This window comes from Pseudomonas sp. EMN2, assembly GCF_009650555.1.
Taxonomy (GTDB): Bacteria; Pseudomonadota; Gammaproteobacteria; order Pseudomonadales; family Pseudomonadaceae; genus Aquipseudomonas; species Aquipseudomonas sichuanensis.
The window spans coordinates 1-12,806 of sequence record NZ_VZZR01000078.1; the positions used below are offsets into that span (position 1 = coordinate 1).

Annotated in this window: 12 protein-coding genes; 7 read left to right on the top strand and 5 right to left on the bottom strand. The window is 65.6% G+C overall.

Annotated features, from left to right (window positions below; translation table 11 throughout):
* The first annotated feature begins 168 nt into the window (after positions 1-168).
* The gene (locus F6X61_RS21210; protein WP_153788393.1) at positions 169-1,002 is read left to right on the top strand and encodes a DMT family transporter; all 834 of its coding nucleotides are present in this window, start codon (positions 169-171) and stop codon (positions 1,000-1,002) included.
* 30 nt (positions 1,003-1,032) lie between these two features.
* Positions 1,033-1,419, top strand: coding sequence for an MAPEG family protein (locus F6X61_RS21215; RefSeq protein ID WP_125860750.1), 387 nt, complete (start codon positions 1,033-1,035; stop codon positions 1,417-1,419).
* 73 nt (positions 1,420-1,492) lie between these two features.
* Here the strand turns inward: F6X61_RS21215 and F6X61_RS21220 are convergent, their stop codons facing one another.
* Positions 1,493-2,644 (bottom strand): murein transglycosylase A, encoded by a 1,152-nt coding sequence (locus F6X61_RS21220; protein WP_153788394.1) that lies wholly within the window; start codon positions 2,642-2,644, stop codon positions 1,493-1,495.
* Positions 2,645-2,763: 119 nt separating this feature from the next.
* Between F6X61_RS21220 and F6X61_RS21225 the strand changes: the two genes are divergently transcribed.
* Complete coding sequence (locus F6X61_RS21225; protein ID WP_153788402.1) at positions 2,764-3,210, top strand: cytochrome c; 447 nt, start codon at positions 2,764-2,766, stop codon at positions 3,208-3,210.
* A 101-nt stretch (positions 3,211-3,311) separates the two neighbouring features.
* On the opposite strand, the gene F6X61_RS21230 is transcribed toward F6X61_RS21225, so the two are convergent.
* The 4 genes from F6X61_RS21230 to F6X61_RS21245 form a co-directional block, all read right to left on the bottom strand.
* On the bottom strand, positions 3,312-3,707 hold the full coding sequence (locus tag F6X61_RS21230; protein ID WP_153788395.1) for a DUF1090 domain-containing protein: 396 nt from the start codon (positions 3,705-3,707) through the stop codon (positions 3,312-3,314).
* Between the two features lie 59 nt (positions 3,708-3,766).
* Entirely contained in the window at positions 3,767-5,437 is a 1,671-nt protein-coding gene (ligB, locus tag F6X61_RS21235) for an NAD-dependent DNA ligase LigB (RefSeq protein WP_153788396.1), read from the bottom strand.
* A 145-nt stretch (positions 5,438-5,582) separates the two neighbouring features.
* Complete coding sequence (gene metK, locus F6X61_RS21240) at positions 5,583-6,773, bottom strand: methionine adenosyltransferase (RefSeq protein WP_110994171.1); 1,191 nt, start codon at positions 6,771-6,773, stop codon at positions 5,583-5,585.
* Positions 6,774-6,785: 12 nt separating this feature from the next.
* Positions 6,786-7,769 (bottom strand): metalloregulator ArsR/SmtB family transcription factor, encoded by a 984-nt coding sequence (locus F6X61_RS21245; protein WP_153788397.1) that lies wholly within the window; start codon positions 7,767-7,769, stop codon positions 6,786-6,788.
* 323 nt (positions 7,770-8,092) lie between these two features.
* Between F6X61_RS21245 and tkt the strand changes: the two genes are divergently transcribed.
* From tkt to F6X61_RS21265, 4 genes are all read left to right on the top strand, one after another.
* Positions 8,093-10,090, top strand: a complete 1,998-nt coding sequence (gene tkt, locus F6X61_RS21250) for a transketolase (protein ID WP_153788398.1) — start codon at positions 8,093-8,095, stop codon at positions 10,088-10,090.
* Between the two features lie 130 nt (positions 10,091-10,220).
* The gene (epd, locus tag F6X61_RS21255) at positions 10,221-11,282 is read left to right on the top strand and encodes an erythrose-4-phosphate dehydrogenase (protein ID WP_153788399.1); all 1,062 of its coding nucleotides are present in this window, start codon (positions 10,221-10,223) and stop codon (positions 11,280-11,282) included.
* 12 nt (positions 11,283-11,294) lie between these two features.
* Positions 11,295-12,458 (top strand): phosphoglycerate kinase, encoded by a 1,164-nt coding sequence (locus F6X61_RS21260; RefSeq protein ID WP_153788400.1) that lies wholly within the window; start codon positions 11,295-11,297, stop codon positions 12,456-12,458.
* Between the two features lie 32 nt (positions 12,459-12,490).
* The gene (locus tag F6X61_RS21265) at positions 12,491-12,709 is read left to right on the top strand and encodes a hypothetical protein (protein ID WP_153788401.1); all 219 of its coding nucleotides are present in this window, start codon (positions 12,491-12,493) and stop codon (positions 12,707-12,709) included.
* Positions 12,710-12,806 lie beyond the last annotated feature (97 nt).

Here is a 12,806-nt window from a genome sequence, read left to right on the forward strand (position 1 = left end):
AACTGAACGGCCTGAGCCCTGTCGAGTACAGGGCCCAGGCCGCCAGCTAATCTGTCCAACTTTTTGGGGGCAGTCCACCCTGTGGGAGCCGGCTTGCCGGCGATGAGGCCAGTGCAGGCTTGTCGCTATATAGTGATCGCCACAAAACCAAGACAAGGACGCAAAGGCGTGCTGGCAACCTCCCTCGTTCTGATCGCAGCCCTGCTGCACGCCACCTGGAACACCCTCATCAAATTCAGCGGCGAGCGCCTGCTGGTGATCGCCAGCATGGACCTGGTGGCACTGGTGTTCGCGGTGCTGGCCGTGGCCTTCGTCGACTTCCCGCCGGGCGAAATCTGGCCTTGGTTGCTGGCTTCGGCGCTGGCCGAGCAGCTGTATCGCGTGCTGCTGATCAAGGCCTATCGGGTCGGTGACCTGGGCCTGGTCTACCCTCTGATGCGCGGGCTGTCGCCGCTGGTGGTGCTGGGGCTGACCCTGGCGTTCGCCGGTGAATCGCTGAGCCAGCAGCAGATCATCGGCATCCTGCTGATCCCCTGCGGTATGGCCTGCCTGCTGTGGCAGGGTGGCGGCGGTGACCGGTTGCCCTGGTCGATGCTGCCGGTGGTGGCGCTGATCGGCCTGTGCATCGGTTGCTACACCTGGTTCGATGGCCGTGCCGTGCAACTGTGGGGCAAACCGTTGGATTACCTGGTGTGGCTGACCCTGCTCAGTGCCTGGCCTTTTCCGTTGCTGGCCGGCGTTGCACGGCGTGCGCCGTTCGCGCTGTTCTGGCGCACTCAGTGGCGCCTGGGCCTGGCGGTGGGAGTGTGCGTGCTGTTGAGCTATGCCCTGGTGCTGTGGGCCATGCACCTGGGGTCGGTGGCCGAGGCGGCGGCGTTGCGCGAGCTCAGCGTGATCCTGGTGGTGCTGCTGGGCATGCGCTACCTCAAAGAACCTTTTGGCGGGCCGAGACTCCTAGCTTGCGGGCTGGTGCTGGCGGGCATGCTGGTGATGAAGCTCTGACCGATCATTTTTGAACAAGGAGTCCTGTCCATGACCGTAGCCCTGTGGTGCATCCTGATCGCCCTGGTCCTGCCGCCGCTTTGCGCGTTGATCGCGAAAGTGAGCAGCGGGCGCTTCGGCTTGCGTGACAACCATGATCCGCGCGCCTTCCTCGACACGCTGTCCGGCTTGCCGCGCCGGGCCCATGCCGCCCAGCAGAACGGCTATGAGGCATTCCCGGCCTTCGCCGCGGCAGTGCTGGTGGCGGATATCGTCGGCAACGCCGAGCAGGTGACCCAGGATGTGCTGGGGGTGATGTACATCACCAGCCGCTTGCTCTACATCATCTGCTACCTGGCCGATTGGGCGGCGCTGCGCTCGATCGTGTGGTTCGCCGGGCTGGCGTTGATCGTGGCGTTCTTTGTCGTCTCGGTCTGAAATCGCGGGGCAAGCCCGCTCCCACAATGATCGACAATCCTTGTGGGAGCGGGCTTGCCCCGCGATGTGGCCCTCAAGGCACCTTCGGCACCTCGGGCAGCGCTACACCCTTGGGCCACAACATCCAGATCTGCCCCTGCTGCTTCATGTTGCCCGCCAACTCGCCGGCTTGCGGCCCGGTGCCCCAGAACAGGTCCGCACGCACTTCGCCGGTGATGGCGCCGCCGGTGTCCTGTGCGCCTACCGGGCGTACCACCGGGCTGCCGTCAGGGCGGGTAGTGGATAACCACAACAGGCTGCCCAGCGGGATCACCTTGCGGTCGATGGCCACGCTGTAGCCGGCGGTCAGGGGCACGTTGAGCGAGCCGCGCGGGCCTTCGTTGCTGTCCGGGCGGGTACTGAAGAACACGTAGCTGGGGTTGCTCGCCAGCAGCTCCGGAACCCGTTGCGGGTTGGCCTGGGCCCAGCTGTGGATGCTGCCCATGGTCACTTCTTCTTTTTTCAGCTGACCCTGCTCCACCAGCCAGCGGCCGATCGGCCGGTACGGGTGGCCGTTCTGGTCGGCATAGCCCAGGCGCAGCTGGCGCCCGTCGTCCAGTTGCACCCGGCCGGAGCCCTGGATCTGCAGGAACTGCAAGTCCATCGGGTCGGTCAACCAGGCCAGTACCGGCGCCTTGGCACCGTCGCGGTTGATGGTCTCGGCGGTGTCGTAGGGCTTGAGCACGCGGCCATCGAGGCGCCCGCGCAGGCGTTTGCCCTTGAGCTCGGGGTACACGCTGGCCAGGTCCACCACGATCATGTCCTCAGGCACGCCATACACCGGCACCTGGGCCGCTTCGGTGCGCTTGAGGCTGCCCGGGTAGACGGGCTCGTAGTAGCCGGTGATCAGGCCGTTGGCGTTGTTTTCGGCAGAGCGCAGGCCATACACCTGCAGGTTCTGTTCGAGGAAGGTGCGCACCTGCTCGGCACTTGCCGTCGCCGTGCCGGCTGCTTCACAGGTAGCGGCCCACACCGGATCGCGCTTGAGTTTCTCGCAGCCACCGCGCCAGGCGTTGAAGCCGGCCAGCAGGTCGTCGTCGCTGACCGCAGGCAGGTCTTTCCAGGTGGCCGGCGCGTAGGTGGCGATGGCGTGGGGTTCGGGCTTGGCGTTTTCGCCGCCGTTGCAGCCGGCCAGCAGGGCCAGGGCCGGAAGCGCCCAGGCAAGGTGGCGCAATGCAGATGTCATGAGCGTGATCCTGTGCGGGGCGAACATGAATATTCGCCCTTGTTTTCTGTGTGGCTATTGGTCTTTGGCCGATGGGCGGCGATACTGGCGCCCCGTTGTTCCCGGCCGAAGAGACCATGATGTTCAAGCGATTGTCCGTAGTACTGCTGGCTGCCCTGGCCCTGACCGCCTGTAACCAGGTCGACCCCAACTCGCCGCTGGGCCAGCGCAAGGCGATCTTCAAGTCGATGCTCAAGACCAGCGAAGACCTGGGCGGCATGCTGCGTGGCCGGTTGTCGTTCGACGGGGCGAAGTTCGCCGATGGTGCGGTGAAGCTCGATGGCCTTGCCCACCAGCCCTGGCAGCACTTCCCGCAGGTGCGCGACGAGGGCGACAGCAGTGCCCGGGCGGATGTCTGGGAGCGTCAGGCGCGTTTTCACGACCTTGCCCGACAACTGGAAGGGGTCACCGGCGAGCTGGTGGACGTCACGCGCAGCCAGCCGTTGGATGCTGCGCGGCTCAAAGCGCCGATGGACAAGGTCGAGGCGGCTTGCAAGGCCTGTCATACCGAGTTTCGTAATCATTGAGATGAGGATGGGGCCTCGTGGGAGCGGGCTTGCCCCGCGATGGCATCATCGCGGGGCAAGCCCGCTCCCACATCGCTTCGCGCCTGCATGTGGCGGGGCGGCTAGCGCTCCAGCTCGTCCACCGCTTCCTGCAGTTCCTTCTTCGCCTCGGCCAGCTTGTCCTTGCGCTTGTTGATCTTCTCCGCGTCGCCTTTCTTCATGGCTTTGTCCAGGTCCTTGGTGCGCTGGTTCACCTCATGACGGGCGTCGAGCACCTTCTGCTCGCGCTCCTTGCGCAGGCCGGCATCGGTGCAGTGTTCGGTCACTTCACCCAGGGCCGTTTCCAGCCCGGCCAGCTGGTCGCTGTTGCCATGGGCGCGGGCTTGTTCGATTTGTTCGCTGATGGCCTGACGCTTGGCCGCGCATCCAGTCAGCGCCGGCTGCTCTTCGGCAGCCATCAGCGGGCTGGCGACGACACCCAGCAGGGTGGACAGGGCGAGGGACGAAAGCAGTTTCATCAAGGGCTCCATTCGGGGCAGGGCAGCAGAAAGCGGAATGCTGCCCTGATCCGCGAAATTTAGAAACCCTCGATCGCATGTTGTCGCAGCTGCAAGGCCAGGGCCTGTACCTGCTCATGGTTGAAAAAGCCAAGCAATTGCGCGCCCCGAGCGGGGCCGATGCCGGGCTCGGCAAGCCATTGCTCAATGTTTCTGGAGGCCAGGGTTGACCAGTCGGGCCCAAGCTGCAGGGTGGCTGGGGCCGGTACGCCGAGGGCGCGTAGCCAGCGTTCGAACGGTTGTTGGCGGGCTTGGGCGAAGGCCTGTTGCAAGTGATCGGCGCGGGTCTGGGCAAAACCGGGCAGGGTCGCCAGGGTGTCGCGGTCGAGGTCCAGCCAGTCGGCCAGGGTCGTGAGTCGCCCGCTGTCGATCAGGCGCTGCCAGGTGCCGGGCCCCGTCCCCGGGATGTTCAGCCCCTGCTTGCCGCCGAGCCAGGTCAGCCGGGCGAGAAACTGCTGCTGGCAACGCTCGCTGGCCTGCCAGCAGCTCAGTGGGTGGTGATCGGCCGGGTCTGGCGCGATGACCGGTGTGCGCTGTGGGCTGCGGTGCACCACGCGCTCCAGGCGTGGAATGGTCAGCCCCGCCAGGCTCACCGCCACCTGGTCGCCCGGGCGAATGTCCAGTTGCTGCCAGCGCGCCAGCGAGCCCAGGCTGAGCTGGCTGATTTGCCGGTCATCCAGGCGCAGCGGCTCGAGTTGCAGCAGCGGGGTGATGCGCCCGGTGCGGCCGATGCGAAAATGCACGTCGCGGACCTGCGCCAGCGCTTGCTTGAACGGGTACTTCCAGGCGGCGATCCAGTAGGGCGTGCGGGCCTGCCAGCGCTCGGCCGGTGGCCGGCTGTCCTGGCGTAGGATCACGCCATCGGTGGCGAAGGGCAGGGCAGCGCGATACCAGTGTTGGCGCAAGTTTGCGGCCTGTTCAAAGGTGCTGATCGCCACGCTGTGGCGCAGGCTGTCGGCAAACCCCAACGTGTCGAGCTGCGCCAGGCGTTCGGCCTGGGTGTCCGGGCCGGTTGGCCAGTCCCAGACGAACAGGCCGATACCGGCGCCCTGCTCATCGCTCAGCTGCTTGCGCGCCAGCAGCCCGGCAACGATGCCGCGCGCGTTGGCGCTGCCGGCCTCGGCCTGCACATGGCCTTCCAGGCGCCAGTACAGCTCGCCCTGGAAAACCGTGTCCAGCGGCTGTGGCAGTTCCTGGAGGATGCCGCTCAAACGAGGGATATGCCGGCTCCAGTCATGCCCTTGGGTGCCATCGCCGCGGCTGAGCAGCTGGCTCAACCGGCCCTGGCGAAAGATCAGCGACACCGCCACGCCATCGACCTTGGGCTGCATCCACACATCTTTCTTGCCTTGTAGCCAGCTGCGCACCGCCTGCTCGTCGGCCAGCTTGTCGACGCCGGTGTGAGGGATTGGGTGGGGCACGGGGCCGCGTGCGCTGGCCAGCGGGCTGTCACTGCCAGGCAGGTTGAAACAGCTTTGCAGACTCAGTAGTCGCTGGCGGCTCTGGTCATAGAGTTCGTCCGCCACAAGGGCAATGCCCTGGCGGTGATAGTGGTCGTCCCAGCGGGCCAGGGTCTGGCGCAGGTGGGTGACTTCAGCACGGGCGCGCGCTGTGTCCCAGTCGGGACAGGCCTCGGCATTGGCCGGGGCGAGGTAGGCGCACAGCAGAACGAGCAACAACCTGGACGACATGGCCGGCTTCCTTGCGTGGCGAAAGGGAATGCTCAGCCTAGGCACGGCTGGGCACCCTTGGCGCGCCGGGTTGTCAGCCAATATTTCATGAAAAAGGCCCCTGCCGATCACTCGGCAGGGGCCTTCCTGTACCGCCGTAGGAGGATTACAGGCCGGCAGCGGCGCGCAGGGCGTCGGCGCGGTCGGTACGCTCCCAGGTGAAGGTGGTGAAGGTGTCGTCACCGACGGTCTTCTGCTGCGGGGTACGGCCGAAGTGACCGTAGGCAGCGGTTTCCTGGTACATCGGGTGCAGCAGGTCGAGCATGGTGGTGATGGCGTATGGGCGCAGGTCGAAGCACTCGCGCACCAGCTGGACGATCTTGTCGTCGGAGATCTTGCCGGTACCGAAGGTGTTCAGCGAGATCGAGGTAGGCTGGGCCACGCCGATGGCGTAGGACACCTGGATCTCGCAACGCTCGGCCAGGCCAGCAGCGACGATGTTCTTGGCCACATAGCGGCCGGCGTAGGCGGCCGAGCGGTCGACCTTGGACGGGTCCTTGCCGGAGAACGCGCCACCACCGTGGCGGGCCATGCCGCCATAGGAGTCGACAATGATCTTGCGGCCGGTCAGGCCGCAGTCGCCCACCGGGCCACCGATGATGAACTGGCCGGTCGGGTTGATGTGGAACTGGGTGCCCTTGTGCAGCAGCTCGGCCGGCAGGGTGTGCTTGACGATCAGCTCCATCACCGCTTCCTGCAGGTCTTTTTGCGACACTTCAGGGTTGTGCTGGGTGGACAGGACCACGGCGTCGATGCCGACGACCTTGCCGTCTTCGTAGCGGCAGGTGACCTGCGACTTGGCATCCGGGCGCAGCCACGGCAGCAGGCCGGACTTGCGCGCTTCGGCCTGGCGCTCGACCAGGCGGTGCGAGAAGCAGATCGGTGCTGGCATCAGCACGTCGGTTTCGTTGCTGGCATAGCCGAACATCAGGCCCTGGTCGCCGGCGCCCTGGTCTTCCGGCTTGCTGCGGTCAACGCCTTGGGCGATGTCCACCGACTGCTTGCCGATGATGTTCATCACGGCGCAGGTGGCGCCATCGAAGCCGACGTCGGAGCTGTTGTAGCCGATGTCGACGATGACCTTGCGCACGATGTCTTCCAGGTCGACCCAGGCCGAAGTGGTGACTTCGCCGGCGATGATGGCGACACCGGTCTTGACCAGGGTTTCACACGCAACGCGGGCGAACTTGTCCTGGGTGATGATGGCGTCCAGCACTGCGTCGGAGATCTGGTCGGCGATCTTGTCCGGATGCCCTTCGGACACGGACTCGGAAGTGAAAAGGGAGTATTCGCTCATCTCGAGGGGTTCCTAAAATTTACCGAAGTGTGTGTCGCCAGCGGCCCGCTGGAAATGCCGGACCTGGATCTGGAAACCGTTACGCAAGCCAACGTAGAGGCTGTCCCCGTGGGTCAGCCCCGCCGCATTGGCCCAACGGGCCAGGTCATCCTGCTCGAAACCAAGCCAGAGGTCGCCGCAGGCATCGCGCGCCCACCCCTGGTCATGGCTGCACAGCTCGGTGACCAGCAGGCTGCCGCCTGCCTTCACCCGTTTGGCCAGCAGGCGCAAGGCCAGGGCCGGGTCGCTGAAATGGTGCAGGACCATGTTCAGCACAACGCAGTCGGCCTGCACCTGCGTTGCACCCAGTGCATCGGCCAGCTGCAGGTCTACGTTATTGAGGTTTTCGCGCTCGCACACCTGGCGGGCGAGGTCGAGCATGGTCGGGCTGTTGTCCATGGCCGTGACCTGGGCGAAGCGCCGAGCCAGGTCGGGCAGGAAACCGCCATCGCCGGGGCCGACTTCCAGCGCGCTGGCAGCGCTGCCGAAGCTCAGTTTGTCGAGCAGCGCCAACAGGCTTTCGCGGTACTGGGGCAGGCCGGCGATCAGGTCCTGCTGGGCGCGGAACTTCTCCTCCACGCGCAGGAAGAAGTCCTGGCTGGTGGCCGCCCGGCGTTGCTGGACCTGAGCGATGCGGGTCTGCACGTCCTGCGCCAGGGCCAGTTCATCGACCTCGTCGAGCAGGGCGGCATGCAGGCGCCCGCCGGGCAGGGCGCGGCGGTAGAAGATCGCATTGCCTTCACGGCGGGTCGCCACCAGCTCTGCCTGGGCCAGCACCTTGAGGTGGTGGCTCATGCCGGATTGGCCGATGTCGAAGATCTGCGCCAGTTCCAGCACGCCGAACGAGTCGCTGGCCAGTGCGCGCAGCACGTTCAGGCGCAACGGGTCGCCGCTGGCCTTGCACAGGGCGGCCAGCGTGTCGCTGCGTTGAACGGGTATGGGCGCATGAAGGTTCATGGGGCGCGAGTCTAGACAGGCGATGCTGTCGTCGCAATAGCAATATCAAAAAGTTTTGATATTGGATGATGAGTGGTTTCCAGGGATCCCTCGTGGGAGCGGGCTTGCCCCGCGATGGCGCCCGATCAGACGCAGGAGGTGCCAGGGCTGACGCAATCGCGGGGCAAGCCCGCTCCCACGCCGCGCTTTTTGCTCTTTTCCCGGCCAAACACAGGAAAAATGCCCGACTGCGACCATCCGTCATTGCCCCCGGCCCCCCCAGTGGGCGAAAATGGCCGCCTTTTTTCGTTTCACTATCTATTCAAGCCCCAGGAGACTCAGCGATGCCCAGCCGTCGTGAACGTGCCAACGCCATTCGTGCCCTCAGCATGGATGCCGTGCAAAAGGCCAACAGCGGCCACCCAGGTGCCCCCATGGGCATGGCGGATATCGCCGAAGTGCTTTGGCGCGACTACCTGAAGCACAACCCGAGCAACCCGAACTTCGCTGACCGTGACCGCTTCGTGCTGTCCAACGGCCACGGCTCGATGCTCATCTATTCGCTGCTGCACCTGACCGGCTACGACGTCACCATCGACGACCTCAAGGCTTTCCGTCAGCTGCACAGCCGCACCCCGGGCCACCCGGAGTTCGGTTACACCCCTGGCGTCGAAACCACCACCGGCCCGCTGGGCCAGGGCCTGGCCAACGCCGTGGGCTTCGCCCTGGCAGAAAAAGTGCTGGGCGCCCAGTTCAACCGTGAAGGCCACAACATCGTCGATCACAACACCTACGTGTTCCTCGGCGACGGCTGCATGATGGAAGGTATCTCCCACGAAGTCGCCTCGCTGGCCGGCACCCTGGGCCTGAACAAGCTGGTTGCCTTCTATGACGACAACGGCATCTCCATCGACGGCGAAGTGGAAGGCTGGTTCACCGACGACACGCCGAAGCGCTTCGAGTCCTACGGCTGGCTGGTGATCCGCAACGTCGACGGCCATGACGCCGACGAGATCCGCACCGCGATCGACACCGCCCGCAAGAGCGACCGTCCGACCCTGATCTGCTGCAAGACCATCATCGGCTTCGGCTCGCCGAACAAGCAGGGCAAGGAAGACTGCCACGGCGCGCCGCTGGGCAACGACGAAATCGCCCTGGCCCGCAAGGAACTGAACTGGAACCACGGCCCGTTCGAAATCCCGGCCGACATCTATGCCGAGTGGGATGCCAAGGCCCAGGGCGCCAAGGTCGAAGCCGAGTGGGACCAGCGTTTCGCTGCCTACGCCGGCGCCTTCCCTGAGCTGGCCAGCGAGCTCAAGCGTCGCCTGAGCGGTGAGCTGCCGGCGGACTTCGCCGAGAAAGCGGCTGCCTACATTGCTGAAGTCGCGGCCAAGGGCGAAACCATCGCCAGCCGTAAAGCCAGCCAGAACACCCTCAATGCGTTCGGCCCGCTGCTGCCGGAGTTCCTCGGCGGTTCGGCCGACCTGGCCGGCTCCAACCTGACCCTGTGGAAAGGTTGCAAGGGCGTCAGCGCTGAAGATGCCAGCGGCAACTACATGTACTACGGCGTGCGCGAATTCGGCATGACCGCGATCATGAACGGCGTTGCCCTGCACGGCGGCCTGGTCCCCTACGGCGCCACCTTCCTGATGTTCATGGAGTACGCCCGCAACGCCGTGCGCATGTCGGCACTGATGAAGCAGCGCGTGATCCACGTCTACACCCACGACTCCATCGGCCTGGGCGAAGACGGCCCGACCCACCAGCCGATCGAGCAGCTGACCAGCCTGCGCAGCACGCCGAACCTGGACACCTGGCGCCCGGCCGACGCGGTCGAATCCGCGGTGTCCTGGAAGTGCGCCCTGGAGCGCAAGGACGGCCCGTCGGCGCTGATCTTCTCGCGCCAGAACCTGCAGCACCAGACCCGCGACGCCCAGCAGATCGCCGACATCGCCCGTGGCGGTTACGTGCTCAAGGACTGCGCCGGCGAGCCTGAGCTGATCCTGATCGCCACCGGTTCCGAAGTGGGCCTGGCTGTTCAGGCGTTCGACAAGCTCAGCGAGCAGGGCCGCAAGGTCCGCGTGGTGTCGATGCCGAGCACCAGCGTGTTCGACGCCCAGGACGCTGCGTACAAGCAGTCGGTACTGCCGCTGCAAGTGGGCGCGCGTATCGCCATCGAAGCCGCCCACGCGGACTTCTGGTACAAGTACGTCGGCCTCGAAGGCCGTGTCATCGGCATGACCACCTACGGTGAGTCGGCGCCGGCTGCCGCGCTGTTCGAAGAATTCGGCTTCACCCTGGACAACATCCTGGGTACCGCTGAAGAGCTGCTGGAAGACTGATGTATCCGGGAGGCCGCGTGCCTCCCACCTGATCGCGGGGCAAGCCCGCTCCCACAAGGTATCCCGGTGCCTTGTGGGAGCGGGCTTGCCCCGCGATGGTCGTTCAACGCACCTGCCACGTGAGTATCGAATGCCCCACCCGCGTCCCTACAAAGTTGCACTCAACGGTTACGGCCGCATCGGCCGCTGTGTCCTGCGCGCACTGTTCGAGCGTGGGGCCAAGGCCGGTTTCGAGATCGTCGCGCTGAACGACCTGGCCGACCAGGCCAGCCTGGAATACCTGACCCGCTTCGACTCCACCCACGGGCGTTTCCCCGGTGAAGTGAAGGTCGATGGCGACTGTCTGCATATCAATGGCGACTGCGTGAAAGTGCTGCGCAGTGCCACCCCCGAAGGTATCGACTGGGGCGCCCTGGACATCGACCTGGTGCTCGAGTGCACCGGCGCCTACAACACCCGCGCCGACGGCCAGCGCTTCCTCGATGCCGGTGCGCCGCGGGTGCTGTTCTCGCAGCCCATGGCCAGCGAGGCCGATGTCGATGCCACGGTGGTGTTCGGGGTGAACCAGGATTGCCTGACCGGCAGCGAGCTGCTGGTGTCGAACGCCTCCTGCACCACCAACTGCGGTGTGCCGCTGCTGCGGGTGCTGGACCAGGCCTTCGGCATCGAGTACGTGCAGATCACCACGATTCACTCGGCAATGAACGACCAGCCGGTGATCGACGCCTATCACCACGAAGACCTGCGCCGCACCCGTTCGGCGTTCCAGTCGGTGATCCCGGTGTCCACCGGGCTGGCGCGCGGCATCGAACGCCTGCTGCCGGAACTTGCCGGGCGAATCCAGGCCAAAGCGGTACGCGTGCCGACCGTCAACGTGTCGTGCCTGGACATCACCCTGCAGACCGCCCGCGACACCAGCGCGGCCGAGGTCAACCGGGTGCTGCGCGAGGCCGCCCTGGATGGCCCGCTCAAAGGCTTGCTGGCCTACACCGAGCTGCCCCACGCCAGCTGTGATTTCAACCATGACCCGCATTCGGCCATCGTCGATGCCAGCCAGACCCGCGTTTCCGGCCCCCGCCTGGTGAACCTGCTGGCCTGGTTCGACAACGAATGGGGGTTCGCCAACCGTATGCTCGACGTTGCCGAACATTATCTGCACGTCGTCCACCCCACCCGCAGCAAACAGCCCTGAAGGACTGCATTCATGACCGTGTTGAAGATGACCGACCTCGACCTGCAAGGTAAGCGCGTACTGATCCGCGAAGACCTCAACGTGCCTGTGAAGGACGGTGTGGTTGCCAGCGATGCGCGTATCCTGGCCGCGCTGCCGACCATCAAGCTGGCCCTGGAGAAGGGCGCGGCGGTAATGGTCTGCTCGCACCTGGGCCGCCCGACCGAAGGCGAGTTCTCGGCCGAGAACAGCCTCAAGCCGGTCGCCGACTACCTGAGCAAGGCCCTGGGCCGCGAAGTACCGCTGGTTGCCGACTACCTCGACGGTGTCGAGGTGAAGGCCGGTGACCTGGTGCTGTTCGAAAACGTGCGCTTCAACAAGGGCGAGAAGAAGAACGCCGACGAGCTGGCGCAGCAGTACGCTGCCCTGTGCGATGTGTTCGTGATGGACGCTTTCGGCACCGCGCACCGCGCCGAAGGCTCCACCCACGGTGTCGCCAAGTTCGCCAAGGTCGCGGCTGCCGGCCCACTGCTGGCCGCCGAACTGGACGCCCTGGGCAAGGCCCTGAAGGCCCCGGCCAAGCCGATGGCCGCCATCGTCGCCGGCTCCAAGGTATCGACCAAGCTGGACGTGCTGAACAGCCTGAGCACCGTGTGCGACCTGCTGATCGTCGGCGGCGGCATCGCCAACACCTTCCTCGCTGCTGCCGGTCACCCGGTGGGCAAGTCGCTGTACGAAGCCGACCTGGTCGACACTGCCAAGGCCATCGCTGCCAAGGTCAATGTGCCGCTGCCGGTCGACGTGGTGGTCGCCAAGGAATTCGCCGAAAGCGCCGAAGCCACCGTCAAGGCGATCGCCGACGTGGCGGCTGACGACATGATCCTCGACATCGGCCCACAGACCGCTGCCAACTTCGCCGAGCTGCTGAAGTCGTCGCAGACCATTCTGTGGAACGGCCCGGTCGGTGTGTTCGAGTTCGACCAGTTCGGCAACGGCACCAAGGTGCTGGCCCAGGCCATCGCCGACAGCGCCGCGTTCTCCATCGCCGGTGGTGGCGATACCCTGGCAGCCATCGACAAGTATGGCGTGAGCAAGGATATCTCCTACATTTCTACCGGTGGCGGTGCGTTCCTCGAGTTCGTCGAGGGCAAGGTACTGCCGGCCGTGGCGATTCTCGAAGAGCGGGCCAAGGCCTGAGCACGAAGGCGCCTGGCAAAGGGAGCGACCTGATGGTCAAGCAATTGCCTGTGATGATCGTGGCCTTGCTGCTGGGCGCCTGCGCCAGCGACAAGGGCGCGGACGGCGAGCCGGCGCAGGCCCACAAGGGCGGCTGCTATCAGTCCCAGTGGCAGGCCGAGACGGTGCCGGTGATCAACAAGCGCCTGGGCCCGGACGGCCTGGAAAAGTATGACGACGAGCACCAGCGCAAGGCGCCGGGCTGCCCTTGATCGGGCGGCAGGCAACCTAACTGGGGTTTCGTGGTCTTGGACATTGGGTCTGCCGTTGCGGCCTCATCGCGGGGCAAGTCGCATCGGCGCACCGCCG

What these genes read in the sequence shown, in the direction of transcription:
- F6X61_RS21215 (WP_125860750.1), top strand. Translation starts at nt 1,033, where the DNA reads ATGACCGTAGCCCTGTGGTGCATCCTGATCGCCCTGGTCCTGCCGCCG.
- F6X61_RS21220 (WP_153788394.1), bottom strand. Translation starts at nt 2,644, where the DNA reads ATGACATCTGCATTGCGCCACCTTGCCTGGGCGCTTCCGGCCCTGGCC.
- F6X61_RS21225 (WP_153788402.1), top strand. Translation starts at nt 2,764, where the DNA reads ATGTTCAAGCGATTGTCCGTAGTACTGCTGGCTGCCCTGGCCCTGACC.
- F6X61_RS21230 (WP_153788395.1), bottom strand. Translation starts at nt 3,707, where the DNA reads ATGAAACTGCTTTCGTCCCTCGCCCTGTCCACCCTGCTGGGTGTCGTC.
- ligB (WP_153788396.1), bottom strand. Translation starts at nt 5,437, where the DNA reads ATGTCGTCCAGGTTGTTGCTCGTTCTGCTGTGCGCCTACCTCGCCCCG.
- metK (WP_110994171.1), bottom strand. Translation starts at nt 6,773, where the DNA reads ATGAGCGAATACTCCCTTTTCACTTCCGAGTCCGTGTCCGAAGGGCAT.
- F6X61_RS21245 (WP_153788397.1), bottom strand. Translation starts at nt 7,769, where the DNA reads ATGAACCTTCATGCGCCCATACCCGTTCAACGCAGCGACACGCTGGCC.
- tkt (WP_153788398.1), top strand. Translation starts at nt 8,093, where the DNA reads ATGCCCAGCCGTCGTGAACGTGCCAACGCCATTCGTGCCCTCAGCATG.
- epd (WP_153788399.1), top strand. Translation starts at nt 10,221, where the DNA reads ATGCCCCACCCGCGTCCCTACAAAGTTGCACTCAACGGTTACGGCCGC.
- F6X61_RS21260 (WP_153788400.1), top strand. Translation starts at nt 11,295, where the DNA reads ATGACCGTGTTGAAGATGACCGACCTCGACCTGCAAGGTAAGCGCGTA.
- F6X61_RS21265 (WP_153788401.1), top strand. Translation starts at nt 12,491, where the DNA reads ATGGTCAAGCAATTGCCTGTGATGATCGTGGCCTTGCTGCTGGGCGCC.